At 72.0% G+C, this 18,465-nt stretch carries 16 protein-coding genes; 3 read left to right on the top strand and 13 right to left on the bottom strand.

Annotated elements, in window-relative coordinates; translation table 11 throughout:
* Window positions 1-43: 43 nt before the first annotated feature.
* From ACH4VX_RS29630 to ACH4VX_RS29645, 4 genes are all read right to left on the bottom strand, one after another.
* Window positions 44-415, bottom strand: a complete 372-nt coding sequence (locus ACH4VX_RS29630) for a gas vesicle protein (protein WP_398371634.1) — start codon at window positions 413-415, stop codon at window positions 44-46.
* A gap of 108 nt (window positions 416-523) precedes the next feature.
* Window positions 524-1,450 (bottom strand): non-homologous end-joining DNA ligase, encoded by a 927-nt coding sequence (gene ligD, locus ACH4VX_RS29635; RefSeq protein ID WP_398371636.1) that lies wholly within the window; start codon window positions 1,448-1,450, stop codon window positions 524-526.
* Window positions 1,447-3,294, bottom strand: coding sequence for a transketolase (locus ACH4VX_RS29640; RefSeq protein ID WP_398371637.1), 1,848 nt, complete (start codon window positions 3,292-3,294; stop codon window positions 1,447-1,449). Before ACH4VX_RS29640 ends, ligD begins: the two co-directional genes overlap by 4 nt.
* Window positions 3,291-4,910 (bottom strand): FAD-dependent oxidoreductase, encoded by a 1,620-nt coding sequence (locus ACH4VX_RS29645; protein WP_398371639.1) that lies wholly within the window; start codon window positions 4,908-4,910, stop codon window positions 3,291-3,293. The genes ACH4VX_RS29640 and ACH4VX_RS29645 overlap by 4 nt, the downstream gene beginning before the upstream one ends.
* 142 nt (window positions 4,911-5,052) lie before the next feature.
* On the opposite strand from ACH4VX_RS29645, the gene ACH4VX_RS29650 reads away from it, so the two are divergent.
* Window positions 5,053-6,015: an LLM class F420-dependent oxidoreductase gene (locus ACH4VX_RS29650; RefSeq protein WP_398371641.1), complete on the top strand. Its 963-nt coding sequence runs from the start codon at window positions 5,053-5,055 to the stop codon at window positions 6,013-6,015.
* Window positions 6,016-6,320: 305 nt separating this feature from the next.
* Here the strand turns inward: ACH4VX_RS29650 and ACH4VX_RS29655 are convergent, their stop codons facing one another.
* The gene (locus tag ACH4VX_RS29655; RefSeq protein ID WP_398371643.1) at window positions 6,321-6,755 is read right to left on the bottom strand and encodes a phage holin family protein; all 435 of its coding nucleotides are present in this window, start codon (window positions 6,753-6,755) and stop codon (window positions 6,321-6,323) included.
* Between the two features lie 108 nt (window positions 6,756-6,863).
* On the opposite strand from ACH4VX_RS29655, the gene ACH4VX_RS29660 reads away from it, so the two are divergent.
* On the top strand, window positions 6,864-7,211 hold the full coding sequence (locus ACH4VX_RS29660; RefSeq protein ID WP_398371644.1) for a VOC family protein: 348 nt from the start codon (window positions 6,864-6,866) through the stop codon (window positions 7,209-7,211).
* A 74-nt stretch (window positions 7,212-7,285) separates the two neighbouring features.
* Here the strand turns inward: ACH4VX_RS29660 and ACH4VX_RS29665 are convergent, their stop codons facing one another.
* Genes ACH4VX_RS29665 through ACH4VX_RS29685 form a run of 5 tightly spaced genes read right to left on the bottom strand, consistent with a single transcriptional unit; the run spans window position 7,286 to window position 12,910 of the window.
* Window positions 7,286-7,840: a GNAT family N-acetyltransferase gene (locus ACH4VX_RS29665; protein WP_398371646.1), complete on the bottom strand. Its 555-nt coding sequence runs from the start codon at window positions 7,838-7,840 to the stop codon at window positions 7,286-7,288.
* A 41-nt stretch (window positions 7,841-7,881) separates the two neighbouring features.
* On the bottom strand, window positions 7,882-8,814 hold the full coding sequence (locus tag ACH4VX_RS29670) for an LD-carboxypeptidase (protein WP_398371648.1): 933 nt from the start codon (window positions 8,812-8,814) through the stop codon (window positions 7,882-7,884).
* Window positions 8,811-10,775 (bottom strand): prolyl oligopeptidase family serine peptidase, encoded by a 1,965-nt coding sequence (locus ACH4VX_RS29675; protein WP_398371649.1) that lies wholly within the window; start codon window positions 10,773-10,775, stop codon window positions 8,811-8,813. Before ACH4VX_RS29675 ends, ACH4VX_RS29670 begins: the two co-directional genes overlap by 4 nt.
* Before the next feature lie 4 nt (window positions 10,776-10,779).
* Window positions 10,780-12,084: a M20/M25/M40 family metallo-hydrolase gene (locus ACH4VX_RS29680; protein WP_398371651.1), complete on the bottom strand. Its 1,305-nt coding sequence runs from the start codon at window positions 12,082-12,084 to the stop codon at window positions 10,780-10,782.
* Window positions 12,077-12,910, bottom strand: coding sequence for a M55 family metallopeptidase (locus tag ACH4VX_RS29685; protein ID WP_398371653.1), 834 nt, complete (start codon window positions 12,908-12,910; stop codon window positions 12,077-12,079). Before ACH4VX_RS29685 ends, ACH4VX_RS29680 begins: the two co-directional genes overlap by 8 nt.
* Window positions 12,911-13,144: 234 nt before the next feature.
* Between ACH4VX_RS29685 and ACH4VX_RS29690 the strand changes: the two genes are divergently transcribed.
* Window positions 13,145-16,000 (top strand): Tn3 family transposase, encoded by a 2,856-nt coding sequence (locus tag ACH4VX_RS29690; RefSeq protein ID WP_398371655.1) that lies wholly within the window; start codon window positions 13,145-13,147, stop codon window positions 15,998-16,000.
* 163 nt (window positions 16,001-16,163) lie between these two features.
* Here the strand turns inward: ACH4VX_RS29690 and ACH4VX_RS29695 are convergent, their stop codons facing one another.
* The 3 genes from ACH4VX_RS29695 to ACH4VX_RS29705 are packed head-to-tail and all read right to left on the bottom strand — an operon-like array spanning window position 16,164 to window position 18,462.
* Window positions 16,164-17,168, bottom strand: a complete 1,005-nt coding sequence (locus ACH4VX_RS29695; RefSeq protein ID WP_398371657.1) for a transporter — start codon at window positions 17,166-17,168, stop codon at window positions 16,164-16,166.
* Entirely contained in the window at window positions 17,165-18,061 is an 897-nt protein-coding gene (locus ACH4VX_RS29700; protein ID WP_398371658.1) for an ABC transporter ATP-binding protein, read from the bottom strand. Before ACH4VX_RS29700 ends, ACH4VX_RS29695 begins: the two co-directional genes overlap by 4 nt.
* A complete protein-coding gene (locus ACH4VX_RS29705) occupies window positions 18,058-18,462 on the bottom strand; it encodes a GntR family transcriptional regulator (RefSeq protein ID WP_398371660.1) in 405 nt (134 codons plus the stop codon). Before ACH4VX_RS29705 ends, ACH4VX_RS29700 begins: the two co-directional genes overlap by 4 nt.
* Between the last annotated feature and the right edge of the window lie 3 nt (window positions 18,463-18,465).

An 18,465-nucleotide genomic window follows, 5' to 3' on the forward strand; every position in this document is an offset into this window, starting at 1 on the left:
CTGTGAGTGTGGGTGTCTGTGAGCGTGGGTCCGGTCGGGCGGCCTACCGGCCGCCCGGCCTGTGTGCGTCGGCCCGCCCGCGCTCGTAGCGGCGGACCCGCCGGTACCCGGTGAGCTGACCGTCGGGGTCCAGCTCGACCTGGTAACTCGCCATCAGGCTCATCGTGTCGGGCACCCGCTCGAGTTCGAGGACCTCGACCTCCAGCGCCCAGCCCTCCTCCGTCTGCTCGAAGGACGACACGGACTCGGCTTCCATCCCGGTGAGCTCCGCGAGCTGGCCGCGTGCCTGGCGCAGCACCTCCATCGGGCTCGGCCGTTTGGTGGTTCTGTTGTTGTCCTTCGGGTTGTGGGATTCCTGCGAATCCTGGGTTTCCTGTGAACCCTGTGACTCTTCGGTGTTCTTCGTGTTCGACATGGCCACCTCCCCCTTCGTGTGGCCGCAAGTGTGTTCGCCAAACCTCCGTGTGCTCACCCGGTTGCCACGGCCGGGCATCGGGCCCGGTCGGAGGGGTGCCTGCACCGTTCAGTCCCGCAGTGCGGCCAGCCGGCGGCGGGCGGGGCCCAGGGCGCGTCCCCGGCGCGGCAGGGCCGCCCACGGGTCGGCGCGGACCTGATCGAGGGCGTCGGCGACGGTCCAGCGACGGGCGTGCAGGTCCGGATCGTCCAGCTGGTCCCAGGAGACGGGCAGGGCGACGGGGGCGCCGGGCAGGGCCCGGACCGTGTAGGGCGCGACGGCGGTCTGCGCGTAGGCGTTGCGCTGCACGTCGAGGTAGAGCCGGTCGCCGCGGTCCTTCTTGCGGGCGGCGGTGGTGAGCCGGTCGGGGTGGGCGGCGGCGAGGGTGTCGGCGGCCTCGCGGGCGAAGGCGCGTACGTCGTCGAAGTCGTGGTCACCGGTCAGCGGCACGATCACGTGCAGGCCCCGGGAGCCGGTGGTCATCAGCGCCGAGGGCAGGTCCAGCTCGTCCAGCAGCTCCCCCAGCAGCCGCGCGGCCTCCCGCACCGTCTCGAAGTCGTCGCCCGACGGGTCGAGGTCGAAGACCAGCCGGTCCGGCCGGTCGATCCGGGCGGTGCGGGACAGCCAGCGGTGCAGGGTGATGCTCGCCTGGTCGACGAGGTAGAGGAGGGTCGCGGTGTCGTCGCACACGGTGTGCGTGACGGTGCCGCCCTCCTTGGCGACCTCCGCGCGGGTGATCCAGTCCGGGTAGCCGTCCGGGGTGTTCTTCTGCATGAACGTGGGGCCGTCGATGCCGTCCGGGCGCCGGTCCAGCATCAGCGGGCGGCCCCGCAGGTGCGGCAGCATGAACGGGGCGACGGCCCGGTGGTAGTCGACGAGGTCGCCCTTGGTGTACTCCCCGGCGTCCCCGCCGCCGGGGAAGAGCACCTTCCCCGGCCGGTGGATCTCCACCGGGCGACGGCCGGCCCGTACGGTGCGCGACCCGTCGTCGCTCACGACACGATCGCCTCCCCCACCAGCAGCCGGCCGGCCGCCGCGATCGACTCGGCGTCGATCCCGGCGGCGTGCAGCTGCTCCTCCGGGGAGGCCGAACCCGGCATGTTGCGCACGGCCAGCCGCACCAGGCGCGGTACGGGACGCCCGTCGGCGAAGGCCTCCGCGACCGCGTCCCCGAGGCCGCCCTCCGGGTGGTGGTCCTCCACCGTCATCAGGCAGCCGGTCTCCTCGGCGGCCGTGCGCAACGTCTCCCGGTCGACCGGCTTCACCGAGTACAGGTCGATCACCCGTACGTCGATGCCCTCCCCCTCCAGAGCCTCCGCGGCGGCCAGCGCCTCGGGCACGGTGACGCCCGCGGCGACGAGGGTGAGCCGGTCGCGGTCGGAGGAGCGCAGCACCTTGCTGCCGCCGACGGGGAACTCCTCGTCGGGGCCGTAGATCACCGGGCCCGCACCGCGCGAGGTGCGCAGATAGCGGATGCCGTCCAGGCCGGCCGTCGCGGCGACCAGCCGCGCGGTCTGGTTGGCGTCGCACGGGTACAGCACGGTCGAGCCGTGCACCGCCCGCATCATCGCCAGGTCCTCCAGGCCCATCTGGCTGGGACCGTCCTGGCCGATGGCGACGCCCGCGTGCGAGCCGACGAGGTTGATCCCGGAGCCGCTGATCGACGCCATGCGGATGAAGTCGTGGGCGCGGGTGAGGAAGGCCGCGAAGGTGGCGGCGTACGGCACCCGTCCGCGTGTCGCCATGCCGACCGCCGCGGCGACCATCTGCTGCTCGGCGATGTAGCACTCGAAGTACCGCTCGGGGTGCTCCTTGGCGAAGGCCTCCGCACGGGTGGAGTCGCCGACCTCCCCGTCGAGGACGACGACGTCGCCGCGCGCGGTGCCGAGGGCGGTCAGGGCCTCACCGAAGGCGTTCCGGGTGGCCACCTCCTCGCCCTTGTCCCAGCGGGGCAGTTCGAGGCGGCCGGTGTGTCCGGCGGGCGGTGCTCCGTCGGCGGGCGGGCGCTCCACCCTGATGCGCAGGTCCCGGGGGCCGCCGAGCTCGGCGATGGCCTCCTCGGCCTCGGGCAGCGGCTTGCCGTGCAGGCCCTCGCGGTCCTGGACCGCCTCGACGCCCTTGCCCTTGAGGGTGCGGGCGAGGACCGCGGTGGGCTGGCCCTTGGTGGACAGGGCCTCCCCGTAGGCGCGGTCGACGGCGTCCACGTCGTGGCCGTCCACTTCGACGGTGTGCCAGCCGAAGGCCTGGAAGCGGCGGGCGTAGGCGTCCAGGTCGTGGCCGTGCCGGGTGGGACCGCGCTGCCCGAGCCGGTTGACGTCCACGATCAGCGTGAGGTTGTCCAGGTTTTCGTACGCGGCGTGCTCGGCGGCCTCCCAGACCGAGCCCTCGGCCAGTTCGCTGTCGCCGCACAGCACCCACACGCGGTGGTCGGCGTGGGCCGGCCGCTTGCCGGCCAGGGCGATGCCGACGCCGACGGGGAGGCCCTGGCCGAGAGAACCGGTGGCCGTCTCGACCCAGGGCAGCCGACGGGGGGTGGGGTGGCCTTCGAGGCGGCTGCCGTCCTTGCGGAAGGTGAGCAGTTCCTCGTCGTCGATGGCACCGGTCGCCTTGTAGGTGGCGTACATCAGGGGCGAGGCGTGGCCCTTGGAGAGGACGAAGCGGTCGTTGCCCGGGTGGTCGGGACGCTCGAAGTCGTAGCGGAGGTGGCGGGCGAACAGCACCGCCATCAGGTCCGCCGCGGACATCGACGACGTGGGGTGCCCGGAGCCCGCGGCGGCCGCGGCGCGGACACTGTCCACCCGCAACTGCTGGCCGAGCTCGACGAGTTCACCGGTGTTCATGAGTCTCCTTCGGTAAAACGGTCAGTGCGCTTGACGGGGCCGGGCGCGACGTCGGGACCGGGCGGCGGCTGATCGGGGGGCGGGGCGACGGCGGGTCGGTTCTTCGCCGGTTCACCACCGGGACGGCCTTTCGCGGGCCCACCACCGGGACGGCCCGCGGCGGGCTCACCACCCGGTCGGTTCCTCGCCGGTTCGCCACCCGGTCGGTCCTCGGCAGGTCCTCCACCCGCCCGGTTCCTCTCCGGCTCCGAGCCCGCCCGGGCAGCCGCCGGCGGCTGTGTCCCGTCCCCGGACGACCGTCCCCGCCCCGGCCTGCCCGGCACCCGCGCCAGCTCCGGCGACGCCGTGTCCAGCGGCACCGACCAGGACCGTACGAGCCCCAACTGAACCGCCTGGCGCGGCAGTACGGCGTCGAGGAGCCAGTCGGCGGCCACCCGGACCCGGTTGCCCGGCATCGCGGCGAGGTGGTAGCCGCGGGCGACCGCGCCCGCGGCCACCCCGGACAGGTTCACGCCGAGCGGGTTGGCGGCGGCCTTGACGCCGCCCAGGTCCACCACGAACCCCATGTCCTTGTGCCGGTAGGCGCGCCGCTCGCCGTCGCCGAACGACGCGGCGACGTTGTGCGCGCACACCTTCCCCTGCCGCCAGGCGTGCTGCGCGGTCATCGGGGTGTACGAGCCGGGCTTCTCCAGATCGGGCACCGCGGCCGCGTCCCCGCAGGCGAACACCTCCGGCCGGCCCGGCACCCGCAGGTGCGGGTCGACGAGCAGCCGGCCGCGTTCCATGGGCAGTCCGAGGGACTCGGCGAGCGGGTCGGGGCGTACGCCCACGCACCACACCAGGGTGCGGGTGTCGACGAACTCCCCGTCGGTCAGCAGCACTCCGTCGTGCGTGGCCTCCTTCACGGAGGTGCCCATCCGTACGTCCACGCCCCGTTCCCGCAGCACGGTGTCGGCGGTGCGGGAGAGCCGTTCGTCCAGCTCGGGCAGGACCCGGTCGGCGATGTCGAGGAGCAGCCAGCGCGGCCGCATCCCGGTCCGCATCGGGTGCCTGGCGACCTGCGCGTCGGTGAACAGCTGCCCGTGCGCGGCGACTTCGGTGCCGGTGTAGCCGGCGCCGACCACGACGAACGTGCAGCGGGCGGCGCACCGCTCGGGGTCGTCGGTGGCGGCGGCCAGCTCCACCTGCCGGGTCACGTGGTCGCGCAGGTACAGCGCCTCGGGCAGACCGCGGAAGCCGTGGGCGTGCTCGGCGACACCGGGGATCGGCAGCAGCTTGTTGACACTGCCGGCCGCGAGGACCAGCCGGTCGTAGTCGAGGGTGCCGCCCTCGCCCTCGGGGCCGGTGTAGTGGACCTGCCGGGCGTCGAGGTCGATGCGGTCGGACTCCCCCAGCACCAGCTTCACGCGCGGCAGCGTGCCGGAGAGGGAGACGGTGACCCGGCGCGGTTCCAGGATGCCGGCGGCGACCTGGGGCAGCAGGGGCAGGTACAGGAAGTAGTCGGTGGGATTGAGCAGGACGATCTCGCCGCGGCCACGGGCCAGCCCGGAGAGTGTCCGGGCGGTCCGGTACCCGGCGAAGCCGGCACCGACGATCACTGTGCGGGGTCGACTCACGGTTCGCCTCCGGCGCTGTCGCGGACGTCGGGAGACTTCCGCGTCCCCCTGACCGGGGCCGCCAAACGTCCGCCGGTTGCCGCCCGGCCCTCCGGGTACCCGGACCGGGACCCGAACCGCCCATGTCGCGGAGGCAACCCCCATGCCCGAGTACGGCTACTTCCTCTCGTGCGAGCAGTACGGTCCCGCCGAGCTGATCGAGCAGGCGCGGATGGCCGAGCAGGCCGGATTCCAGGCCCTGTGGATCTCGGACCACTACCACCCGTGGAACGACGAACAGGGGCAGAGCCCCTTCGTGTGGTCGGTGGTCGGCGCGCTGTCCGAGGCGGTGTCGCTGCCGGTGGGGACGGCGGTGACCTGCCCCACCGTGCGGACGCACCCGGCGGTGGTGGCGCAGGCGGCGGCCACGAGCGCGGTGATGTCCCCGGGGGAGTTCCGGCTGGGCGTGGGCACCGGCGAGGCGCTGAACGAGCACATCCTCGGGAACGCCTGGCCGCCCGCGCACGTACGCCTCGAGATGCTGGAGGAGTCGATCCAGGTGATGCGCCGGCTGTTCACCGGCGAGGAGGTCAACCACCACGGCACGCACTACACGGTGGAGAACGCCCGCCTGTACACCGTGCCGGACGAGCCCGTCCCGATCGACATCTCGGGCTTCGGCCCGGCGGCGACCAAGCTCGCCGCCCGGGTCGGCGACGGCTACATCACGATGATGCCGGACGCCCCGATGGTGGAGCAGTACCGCAAGGGCGGGGGCGGCGGGAAGCCGGTCAGCGGCGGCACCAAGGTCTGTTACGGCACCGACCGTGACGAGTGCGTGCGCACCGTGCACCGGCTGTGGGCGAACGAGCTGCTGCCCGGCGAACTGGGGCAGGTGCTCCCGTCGCCGAGGCACTTCGAGCAGGCGCAGACCCTGGTCACCGAGGACATGGTGCGGGAGAACCGGGTGTGCGGCGACGACGTGGACGAGCACGTCGCCGAGCTCCGGCAGTTCGCCGACGCGGGTTTCGACCGGATCTACGTCAACCAGATCGGCCCCGACCTGCGCGGCTTCTTCGACTTCTACCGCACCAAGGTGCTGCCGCGGCTCCAGCAGAGCGGCTGAGCCGGAGGGAGGACGGACCGGCCGGGCAACCGCGCCGCACCGGCCCGGCCGACGCCCCGGAGGCGGACTCCACGCCGGTCCGGGACCCCATGAGGGTGGTGATCGTCGAGGCGTCGGCGGGCGAAGCGACCGGCACCGGCTGGACCTACGGTCCGCAGGCGGTCGGCGGCTTCCTGAGCGGGTGGCCTCGCCCCGCACGGCGAGGGCGCGGGCCGTCGCCCGGCCCACGCCGCCGCTCGCCCCGGTCACCACGACGACCTCGCGGTCCCGCGACAGGAGCTGTGCCGTCGGCTTCCTCCAGCAGGTCAGGCCCGGTGGTGGGGTGCGTCGGGGTCGGAGTCCGGCCGCGGCGGTACGACGCCGGCGGTGGGCGGTGCGGACGGCACCGGCGGAACGGGGGCCGACCGGCCGCCGGGCGCGGCGGCCTGCGCGGGAACGGTCCCGGACGCCGCGGGCCGGGCCGCGGCGCGCAGGGCGTAGGCCAGCGCGCCCAGGATCACGGCCGTGATCAGTGCGGCGGCCCAGCCCGGCAGGACCAGGGCGAGTGCGAGGCCCACGGCCAGCGACACGGCCGCACCCGCGTACAGGGCGGCGGCGCCGGAACCGGCGTACAGGGCGGCCCTGCGGCGCTGTCCCCGCACCTGTTCGCGCAGTTCGTCGCGCACGGTTTCACGGGCCACCTGTGCCAGCTCGTCGACCAGGTGCTTGTCCAGATGCTCCAAGTGCTCCAAGCGCTGCATGGACGCCGGGTACCCGTGCCCGGGGTCGCGTAACGCCCGCGGGCACGGGGTGTGGAGATCGTCCACGCCGAGGACCTGGCCACGGCCGCCCCAACTAGGCTCGTTCCCATGGAGATTCTGGGTGCCACACTGCGTGTCTGCGTCGACGACATCGAGACCGCCATCCCCTTCTACGAGCGGCTGGCGGGCGGCAGGGCCCTCCGGTTCGAGCGGGGCGGCGTCCAGGTCGCCGCGGTCGGCTGCTTCCTGCTGATGAGCGGTCCCGCGGCCGAACTGGACGTGCTGCGCAAGGTCGCCGCGACCATCGCGGTCACGGACGTCGAGGAGACCCGCCAGGTGCTCGCGGAGCTGGGCGCCGACATCCTCGCGGGCCCGCTCCCCACACCCGTGGGCCGCAACCTCATCGCACGGCACCCGGACGGGGCGGTCTACGAGTACGCGGACCGCCGCTCCTGACGCGTCAGGTCCAGGCGAAGGCGGACGCCATCGTGTCGGTGAGGAGCGCGCCGGTGCTCACGGGGGTCCGAGCGTCAACGACCCTTCGTCATCTCGCTGGTGACCGCCCAGCGTTGGTGGTCGCGCCAGGCGCCGTCGATGAAGAGCATCTTCGGCGAGAAGCCCTCCAGGCGGAAACCGCAGGCACGGGCGAGGGCGATGGATGCGGCGTTGCCGGGCTGTACGTTGATCTCCAGACGGTGCAACCGCATCGGGCCGAAGGCGTACCGCACCACGAGGTTCAGGCCCTCGCGCATCAGCCCGCGTCCGGCCGCGTGCGCGAAGGCGCCGTAGCCCAGCGCACCGCACAGGAAGCCGCCCTCGACGATGTTGTTGATGTTGATGAACCCGGCGAGGGCGCCGTCCGCCTCCTTCTCGCAGACCAGGAACCCCGCCTTGGCGGGGTCCGCGATCAGCCGGCCCGCGTACGCGGCGTACGCGCCCTGGCTGTCCGGCGGGAACAGCCAGGGGTGGTGGAGGTCCTTGCTCTCCCGGGCGCGGGCGGTGAACTCGGCGCCGTCCGCGTGAGTGAAGTGACGGAGCCCCACGCGGCGGCCTTCGGCGAGGTAGCGGGAAGCGGTGTGCGGCACCCTGCCACCCTACGACGGGCCCGCGCGCGACGCGGGGGCGGTCAGCTCAGTGCCGGTTCGTCCAGGGTCAGCGTGCCCGCATCCGCGTCGAGTTCGGCCGTGACACCGAAGGGGACGGTGAGCGCGTCCGCGCAGTGCCCGAATCCGAACTGCTCCGCCACCGGCACCCCGAGGCCGCCGAGCCGGTCGGCGAGCAGCGCCCGCACCCCGTCGTACGGCTCGCACCGGGCCCAGGATCCGAGCAGCAGCCCCGAAACCCCGTCCAGCCGGCCGGCCCGCAGCAACTGGGTGAGGCAGCGGTCGAGCCGGTAGGTCTCCTCCCCCACGTCCTCCAGGCACAGCAGTCCGCCGCGCGCGGAGGGTCTGGCGTGCGGGGTGCCGAGCTCCGCGGCGAGCAGGGAGAGACAGCCGCCGAGGGTGACCCCGCGCGCCCGCCCGGGGACGAGCGCGGTGCCGTCGGAGCGCAGGGTGCGGACCGTCTCGGGGGCGAGGAGGGTCGCCTTGAGATGGTCCTGCGCCCGCGCGCTCTTCACGAAGTCGACACCCGCGGCCATCGGCCCGTGCAGGGTGACGAGGCCGAGCCGGACCGCGAACGCCTCGTGCAGCGCGGTGATGTCGCTGAACCCGACGAACACCTTCGGCCCGGCGGCCCGCATCGCCTCCCAGTCGAGCAGGTCGACCATGCGCTGTACGCCGTAGCCGCCACGGGCGCAGATCACCGCGTCGACGGCCGGATCGCACCAGGCGGACTGCAGATCGGCGGCCCGGCCGGCGTCGCCGCCCGCCAGGTAGCCGAACTCGCCGTGTCGGTCCAGGACATGGCGGCCCACCACAGGGTCGAGGTCCCAGCCGTGCAGCACGTCGAGCCCGGCCTGGAGCCGCTCCTCGGGCACCGGGCCGCTGGGCGCGACCACGGCCACCCGGGCACCGGGGGCGAGGCGGGCCGGCCGCCGCAGTGCTTCGACCCGGCTCATGTGCCCAGCTCCAGGATCGGCACGCCGGGCGGTTTCATTCCGAACACCTGGGCGTACAGGGACAGTTCCGCCTCCAGGGCGCGCACCATGGTCTCCGCCCGCCGGAAGCCGTGCCCCTCGCCCTCGAAGGTGAGGTAGGCGTGCGGCACACCCCGGCCGGCCAGCCGGGCCAGGAAGCGCTCGCACTGCGCGGGCGGGCAGATCACGTCGTCCAGTCCCTGGAGCATCAGGAACGGCGCGGTGAGCCGGTCGGCGTGCGTGACGGGCGAGCGCCGCGCGTACCGCTCGGGCACCTCGGCGCGCGGGCCGATCAGGCTCTCCAGGTACTGGGACTCGAAGTCGTGGGTCTCCCCCGGGCCCCAGCCGGTGAGGTCGAGCACCGGGTAGCTGATGGTGCCGCAGGCGTAGACGTCGGTCGTGGTGAGCGAGGCGGCGGTGGTCCAGCCGCCGGCGCTGCCGCCCCGGACGGCGAGCCGGTCGCGGTCGGCGGTGCCCTCGTCGGCGAGGGCCAGCGCGACGGCCGCGCAGTCCTCGACGTCGACCACGCCCCACTGCCCGCGCAGCCGGTTGCGGTACTCCCGCCCGTATCCGGTGGAGCCGCCGTAGTTGACCTCGGCGACCCCGATGCCACGCGAGGTGAAGTAGGCGATCTCCAGGTCGAGCACGAGCGGCGCCCGGCCGGTGGGTCCGCCGTGCGCCCAGATCACATACGGGGGGCGCTCGTCCGCGGGCCCGACGTGTCCGGGGTGGTGCGGCGGGTAGACCTGGGCGTGGATCTCCCGGCCGTCGGGTCCGGTGAAGGTGCGGACCTGCGGCTCTGGGTAGTAGGCGGGGTCCACGGCGTCCTCGTGCGCGGCGCCGATCGTACGGGCCCGGCCCGTCCTGGTGTCCAGTTCCACCACCTCGTGGCCGCCACGCGGTCCGGCGCCGACGGCGACGACCCGTTCGCCGTGTGCCGCGAGGGTGGGCGTGAACTCGCTCCACGAGCCGGCCGCGTCGACGACCTCGCAGGTCTCGGGGTCGAGGATGCCGAGCGCGGGTGCGCCCCGGCCGTGCAGGACGGCGATCAGTCCGCTGTCCAGCGGGGCGAACCAGCGCAGGCCCAGCTTCCACAGCGGTCCGCCGAACTCCTCCTCGCGCGGGCAGACCGGCTCCCCGTCCCGGTAGAGGTTCCACCAGCCGGTGCGGTCGCTCGCGTACAGCAGCCGTCCGTCGGGGGTCCAGTCGACCTGGGCGACGGACTCCTCGGGTCCGCCGGCCACCGTACGGGCGTTCCGCAGGGTGCCGTCGACGGCGACGTCGGCGACGAGCAGTTCGGTGCCGTCCCACGGCATGCGCGGATGGTCCCAGCCGAGCCAGGCGGCGCGCCGCCCGTCCGGCGCGAGACGCGGCCCGGTGACGAACCGGTGCCGCCCGTCGCTCAGTTCCCGCACGGCGTCCCGGTCGTCTGCGGCGGAACCGTCCAGCGGTACGGCGGCCAGGACCCGGCGCACGTCGCTGGGGCCGTCACCGGTGAACTCCTCCAGGACGCACCACACCTCGCCGCGCTCCGGCAGCAGCACCGGCTCGGCCCAGCGCAGCCCCTGCCCGACCGGGGACACGGGGGTCAGCGGGCGGGGCTCGCCGCCCGGCTCGTACCGGTAGAGGCGCTGGTCGGCGAAATTCGCGAACACCACGAGCGGGACACCGTCGCGCACGGTGCCGGCCCAGGGGCGGCCGCCGTACTCGATGACCCGGCTCCGCACGTTCCACGGAGCGGGCAGGACGGACTCCTCGGTGCCGTCTGCGTGCCGGCGCACCAGGCCGCGCCGGCCGGCCTCGGTGGGCCGGGGCTCGGTCCACCACACCTCGTCGCCGACGAAGCCCGTGAACTCGGGGCTGCCGTCGTGGGCCGCGGCGGTGGCCGCGTCGATGGGCGAGGGCCACTCGCCGTACGCCAGGGTCCGCACTGTCTCCCCCACTCGCTCAGGCCGTCCGCAGGAACCGGTCGAGGACCCGGACACCGAAGTGCAGCGCCTCGACCGGGACGCGCTCGTCGACCCCGTGGAAAAGGGCCTGGTAGTCGAAGCCCTCCGGCAGCTTCAGCGGCGCGAATCCGTAGCCGGTGATGCCCAGCCGGGAGAACTGCTTGGCGTCCGTGCCGCCGGACATGCAGTACGGCACCACGTGCCCCCCGGGCGCGAACTCCTCGACGGCGGCCCGCATCCGGGCGTACGTCGGCGAGTCCACCGGCGCCTGGAGCGCCACCTCGTGGTGCTCGAACTCCCAGTCGACGTCCGGCCCGGTGAGCCGGTCCATGGTCGCTCGGAACTCGTCCTCGGCACCCGACAGATACCGGCCGTCGACGTGCGCCACGGCCTCCCCGGGGATCACGTTGACCTTGTAACCGGCTTCCAGCATCGTCGGGTTGGCGCTGTTGCGGACGGTGGCCTCGACGAGCTTCGCGGCCGTGCCGAGCTTGTCCAGCAGCGTGTCCACGTCGGACAGGTCCGTCTGGATGCCGTACACGGCGGCGAGTTCGGTGAGCGCGGCCCGCACGGTCGGGGTGAGCCGCAGCGGCCACTGGTGCTCGCCGATGCGGGTGATGGCGGCGGCGAGACGGGTCACCGCGTTCTCCCGGTTGACCTTGGAGCCGTGCCCGGCCCGGCCGCGCGCGGTGAGCTTCATCCAGGCCGTGCCGCGCTCGCCGGCCGCGATCGGGTAGATCTGCCGTCCTCCGCCGTCGTGGAAGGTGAACGCGCCCGACTCGCTGACGCCCTCGGTGCAGCCCTCGAAGAGGTGGGCGTGCCGGTCGGCGAGGAATCCGGAGCCGTCCTCGGCGCTGGCCTCCTCATCGGCGGTGAACGCGATGACGATGTCCCGCCGGGGCCGTACGCCCTCCCGTGCCCAGGCCCGCACCACGGCGAGGATCATCGCGTCCATGTTCTTCATGTCGACGGCGCCGCGGCCCCAGACGACCCCGTCGCGGACCTCTCCGGAGAACGGGTGCACGCTCCAGTCGGCGGCCTCGGCCGGGACGACGTCCAGATGGCCGTGGACGAGCAGCGCGTCGGCCGACGGGTCGCTGCCCTCCAGACGGGCGACGACGTTGGCGCGGCCCGGGGTGCGTTCGAGGAGCACCGGTTCCAGGCCGGCCTCGGCGAGCCGCGCGGCTGCGTACTCGGCGGCGGGCCGCTCCCGGCAGTCGCCCCCGCCCCTGTTGGTCGTGTCGATCCGGATCAGGTCGGACGTGAACGTCACGACCTCGTCCAGGGCCCGCTCGTCAGCCATACTGCTCCTCCACCGCGGCCGAGGCGATTGTGGTGACCGCCTTGAAGGTGCGGATTCCGTCGTACATGGTCCCGCTGGTGTACGCCACCTTCCGCTCGCCGGCGCGGGTCACGCCCGGCACGACGGTGGCGGCCATCGCCAGGTGCTCGGCGTCGAACTCCACCGCGACGGTGAACGGCCCGCCGTCGACCGGCTCCCGGCGCACCGCCAGCGCGGTCGCCTCCTCGGCCGCGGCGCGGATGTCGGCGGCCGTCCGGGCCGGGGTGCGGCACACCGCCGCGTACCGGGACACATGGTCCTTGACGGCGACCTTCAGCGCCTCGGGCGCGTAACCGAGCGCGTCCTCGCAGGCGACGTCGTCACCGGTCACCAGGATCACCGGCACCCCGTACTCGGCGACCACATGCGCGTTGAGCAGGCCCTCGCTGGCCCGTACGCCGTCGATCCACACCCCGGTGATGGAGTTGGCGAGGAAGGTGTGCGCGAGGACGCCCTCCATGCCGGCGCCGGCGTGGTAGCCGATGAACGCGATGCCGTCCACGTCGCCGTGCTGCACGCCCTCGACCATGGACAGGGGCTTGTGCCGCCCGGTGAGCATCTGGGCCCGCTCGTCCAGTTGCTCGAGGAGCAGGTTGCGCATGGTCCAGTGGGCCTCGTTGATGAGCACCTCGTCGGCGCCGCCGTCGAAGAATCCCCGCACGGCGGCGTTGACGTCCGAGGTGAACATGGACCGGCACCGCTCCCACTGGGGAGTCCCCGGCAGCACGTCGGCCGGCCAGGTGACACCGGTGGCGCCCTCCATGTCGGCGCTGATGAGGATCTTCATGCGGCACACGCTACGTGGTTCCGCCGAATCGCGGCCAGCCTGTGGATAACTCTCACCGGTCCGGACCGGTGAAGGGTCCCATGTTCCTCACCAGGCCTTGTCGGCCCCGTAGTCCTAGCTCGGACACCAGGGAGCAAGTAACCCGTCGGTAGCTTCAGTGGGTCAGGTCTCCCGTTTCTCGTCGTCGTGCGCCTCGTTGGGCTGAACGAGCAAATCCCAGGGTGGGGCGACGAAATGGAGGGCCGGTTCCCGGAGTTCATCGAGGAGTTCCCGCAGCCCGCTGTCGAGTACGTCGCCGGTCTGGTGAAGGTCCCTGCGACTGCGCTTGTGGAGTACGACCTGGCGGGGGCGAAGCGGCACCGTAAGCAGATCCGGGAAGCCCTGCGGTTCCGCCCTGCGACGCTGGACGACGAGGAACTGCTGACCGCGTGGCTGGCGGTGGAGGTGTGCCCGGTAGAGCTGGCGGAGGACCGGCAGCGGGAGGCCCTGCTGGTCGAGTGCCGGGCGAGGAAGATCGAGCCGCCAGGCCGGACCCGGATCGAGAAGGTACTGGTCGCCGCCCGCAACCGGTGGGAGAAGGTGTTCTGCGCCCGGACCATCGAGCGCCTGGGCGATGTCGGCGTGGCCCGGCTGCTTGCACTGGTCGCAGAGGACAACGAGGACGGTGCCGGCCTGCTGGCCTTGCTCAAGCGTGATCCCGGCGCGGTCGGCCTGGACTCGCTGCTGACGGAGATCACCAAGCTGAACGACGTACGCAGACTCGGGCTTCCCGACGGGCTGTTCGCGGACTGCTCGGAGAAGCTGCTGGCCGCGTGGCGGTCGAGGTCGATCAAGATGTACCCCTCGGACTTCCGGGACACCGCCGAGGACGCCCGGATCACACTGCTCTCGGCCCTGTGCTCTTCTCGTCAGGCGGAGATCACTGACGCTCTGGTGGAGCTGCTGGTTGCCCTGGTCCACAAGATCAACGCGCGTGCCGAGCGGCGGGTGGAGAGGCAGCTCCCCGCGGAGTTGAAGAAGGTCCGGGGCAAGGAGGGCATCCTCTTCAAGCTCGCTGACGCGGCGATCGGCAAGCCCGATGAGGTGGTACGCGAGGCCCTGTACCCGGTGGTCGGGGAGAAGACGCTGCGCGACCTGGTCGCGGAGGCGAAGGCGAACGAGAAGGTCTTCAAGGCCAGGGTCCGCACCACCCTGCGGTCCTCCTGCAGCTCGTACTACCGGCAGATGCTGCCGCCGCTGCTGAGGACGCTGGGCTTCAAGTGCAACAACACCGCTTACCGGCCGGTGATGGACGCGATGACGCTGCTGGAGAAGTACGCGGAGGTCGACGGCAAGACCCGCTTCTATGACGCCGGCGACACGGTGCCGATAGACGGCGTCGTACGCAAGGACTGGCGCGAGGCTGTCGTGGACGACAAGGGCAAGGTCGAGCGCATCCCGTACGAGCTGTGTGTCCTGGTCGCGCTGCGGGACGCGATCCGGCGCCGGGAGATCTATGTCGAGGGGGCTTTGCGCTGGCGAAACCCGGAGGACGACCTGCCGGGCGACTTCGAGGCCGCCCGCACCGTGCACTACGCGGCTATCCGCCAGCCCCAGGACCCGCAGGCGTTCATCACGAAGCTGAAGCAGCGGATGACCAAGGGTCTGGACAGGTTGTCGGCGGCGCTCGCGGACGGCTCGGCGGGCGGGGTGAAGGTGACTACGCGGCACGGCGACCCGTGGATCACCGTGCCGAAGCTGGAGAAGCTGGACGAGCCCACCGGCCTCCAGGCGCTCAAGGACGAGGTCGTACGCCGATGGGGCGTCCTCGACCTCCTGGACGTGCTGAAGAACGCCGACTTCCTCTCCGGCTTCACCGACGAGTTCACCTCCGTGGCCGCGTACGAGCGCATCGACCGGGCCACCCTCCAGCGCCGCCTGCTGCTCGCGCTATTCGCACTGGGCACCAACATGGGCATCCGCTCGATCGTCGCGACCGGTGAGCATGGCGAGAGCGAAGCCGCTCTGCGCCATATCCGGCGGCGCTTCATCACCGTCGACAACCTCCGCGCCGCCGTCACCCGGCTGGTCAACGCCACCTTCGCCGCCCGCGACACCACGTGGTGGGGCCAGGGCAATGCGTGTGCGTCGGACTCGAAGAAGTTCGGGTCCTGGTCCAGCAACTTCATGACCGAGTACCACGCACGCTACGGCGGCAACGGCGTGATGATCTACTGGCACGTGGAGCGCAAGAACGTCTGCATCTACTCGCAGCTGAAGTCCTGTTCGTCGTCCGAGGTCGCGGCGATGATCGAGGGACTGCTGCGGCACTGCACGGACGCCGAGATCGAGTCGAACTACGTCGACACCCACGGCGCGAGCGTCGTTGGGTTCGCCTTCACCGAGCTGCTCAACTTCCGCCTGCTGCCTCGGCTGAAGAACATCGGCAGCATCCGCCTGTACCGCCCGGACGATGACCCGCCCGGCTGGCCAGCGCTCGGCGCCTCACTGACCCGGGCCGTCAAGTGGGACCTGATCGAGCAGCAGTACGACCAGATGGTCAAGTACGCCACTGCGCTCCGACTGGAAACGGCGGAGGCGGAGCAGGCGCTGCGGCGCTTCACCCGCGGCAGGCCCAAGCACCCCACGTACGCCGCGCTCGAAGAACTCGGCCGCGCGGTCCGTACGGTCTTCGCCTGCGACTACCTCGCTGCTCCCGGCCTGCGCCGGGAGGTCCACGGCGGGCTCCAGGTCGTCGAGAACTGGAACAGTGCGAACACCGTGCTCCACTACGGCAAGGACGGTGCGCTTACCGGCCCGGACAAGGAACACGCCGAGACTTCTATGCTCGCCCTGCACTTGCTCCAGTCCGCGCTCGTGCACGTCAACACGCTGCTGCTTCAGCAGGTCCTCGCCGAACCGGCCTGGGCGAAGAAGCTCTCGGACGAGGACCGGCGCGGGCTCACCGCGCTGTTCTGGTCCAACATCAACCCGTACGGCACCTTCCGACTGGAGATGGACAAGCGGCTTGACCTCGGCCCGCTTCTCTCGATGCCCCGTCCCCGCACCCCGGTGGATGCCTCCGACCAGGACCGGGCGGAGCCGAGGTGAACCCGTGCCGGCGGGCCGGAGCTTGTACCGGCCTTGGGGGCCAGCAGGACAGCCAGTATCGGCGAGATTGATCTCGAATGTGAGAAAACCCTGTCAACGCCGCGAGGGGCGGCCGGGACCCGGCTGCCCCTCGCGGATACTCCCATAGCGGGACTGGCGTATGTCAGGTCACTCGGCGGCGGATCCACCAGGCGCAGAACCCGGTCAAGGCCAGGGCGAGGCCGAGGTAGAGCCCGGTCTCGGCCCATTGCAGGGCCCAGAAGTTGCCGGCTGGCTGGTACGTCACCTGCTGCTGGTAGCCCTGGGCACCGAGGTTGGCGATGCAGCCGTCGAATTGCTGCGCGGTGGGCGGGCCCGACTCGGTGCGCAGGCACTCGGCGAAGGACGACGGCAGGGAGGACGGCTGACCGGAGGCGTTCAGGGTCTGTTGGGAGGTTTCCCAGGCACCGGGCACTTCGGGATGCGCAACGATCTGCTTGGCACCCTCCTGGATGCTGATGGGGATACCGGTCGTGATCGGCACGGTGATCTGATCCGGGGCGACCAGATGAGGCCGGACCCACATCGGCACAGTGATCTGGACGGCGGCGTAGACGACGAGCGTGGTTGCCATCGCGGCTAGGGTGCGGCGGATGACGAGGCCGAGGGCGACGCCCAGGACGAAGGCGAAGGCGGCATGGGCCATGGGGACGACACCGCGTGCGGCGAAGGCCACGGGGTCGAGCCGTGGGAAGTACGTGTCCGTCGCGCCACCGCCGTTGACAGCCCGGTCGATGGGGCTGCTCCACCAGCTCACCGCGAGTGCGGCCAGTCCGGCAGCGGTCATGGAGGCCGCCGCACCAAGGCCCAGCTTGGTCGCCAGCCAGCGCGTACGGGTGACGCCCTGGTTCCACGCGAGGTAGTGGGTGCCGGTCTCCAGTTCACGGGAGATCAGCGGCGCGCCCCAGAACATCCCGATGACCGCCGGCACGGCGAGCACGACCACCAGTCCGGCGTAGTAAAGGGTCTGGTCCGAACTGGAGGCCTGGTCCACCAGGCCGCTGCCGGCAGCTCGGTAGAGGTCGGCCAGCTGCGGGCCGGTGACCGCGAGGGTGGCGGCGAGGGCAGCCACCGCGGCGAACATCACGGCGGCTTGGGTGCGGAACTGGCGCCAGGTCAGCCAGATCATCGGAGTACCTCCAGTGTGGGCCGGGTGTCACGTACCGCATCGGCGGGCCGGGTCATGTAGGCCAGGACGATGTCTTCCAGACCGAGCGGGCTGACAGTCCAGGACGGATCGTGGACTGCGGTGTCGGTGCGCACCAGGAGAGTGGTCTGCCGATCGGTGTGGCTGGCGGTGATGACGTGCTGACCGGCCGGGAGCGTGTCCGGGTCCCGGCGCGGTCCGGTGAGCCGGTGGTGGCAGGCGACCAGGTCGTCGATGTCGCCGGCCACCTGCACCCGGGAGTCGACCAGGACGATAACGTAGTCGCAGGTCCGCTCCACGTCGGAGACCAGATGGGAGGAGAGCACGACGCTCAGCTCGTGCTCGGCGACGGCCTCCATCAGGTCCTGCATGAACTCCCGTCGGGCAAGCGGGTCCAGGGCCGCGACCGGCTCGTCCAGGATGAGCAGTTCCGGGCGCTTGGCGATGCCCAGGGTGAGGGCGAGCTGCGCGCGCTGGCCGCCGGACAACTTGCCGGCACGCTGCTTGGGGTCCAGGCCGAGGCGACGGATCCGGTCGCGCGCCACGGCGTCGTCCCAGTTCGGGTTGAGGCGCTTGCCGAAGTCGAGGTGGTCGGCAACGCTCAGCGCGGTGTAGGCCGGGGTGTCCTGCGCGACGAAGCCGACCTTGGCCAGCTGTTCCACACCCGCAGCAGGGCGGCCACCGCACACCTCAATGGTGCCGGCCGTCGGGATCAGCATGCCGGAGGCCAGTTTCAACAAGGTCGACTTGCCCGCGCCGTTGGGGCCGACCAGGCCGACCACCCGGCCGGCGGGGACGTCCAGGTCGCAGTTCTGCAGCGCCCAGCGCTGCTTGTACCTCTTGCCCAGGCCCTGGGCTCGCAAGACAGCGCTCACGCTACGTCCTCTCCGGCGGTGTTACGAAACGTGTTCAGGAACAGCGCCTCGATGCTCTCCTCATCGAGCCCGGCCAGCCGGGCCTTGGTCAGCCAGCGCTGCAGGTCCTTGCGTAGCGGTCCGTGCGCGGCGAGCGTGCCGTCGGCCAGCGTCCGGGCCACGAACGTCCCGACGCCGGGACGGGCGGCCACCAGACCTTCGTGCTCCAACTCCCGGTAAGCCTTGAGCACCGTGTTCGGGTTGACCGCCATCTGCTTCGCCACGTCCTTGACCGTCGGCAGCCGATCCCCCTCCTTCAGCAGGCCCAGGCGCAGTGCGTGCTTCACCTGCTGGACCAGCTGCTGGTACGGGGACAGGCCAGACCGGCTGTTCAGGTGGAACTCAATCACCGGTTCCTCCATTTA

Source organism: Streptomyces sp. NPDC020731 (assembly GCF_044334705.1).
Lineage (GTDB): Bacteria > Actinomycetota > Actinomycetes > Streptomycetales > Streptomycetaceae > Streptomyces.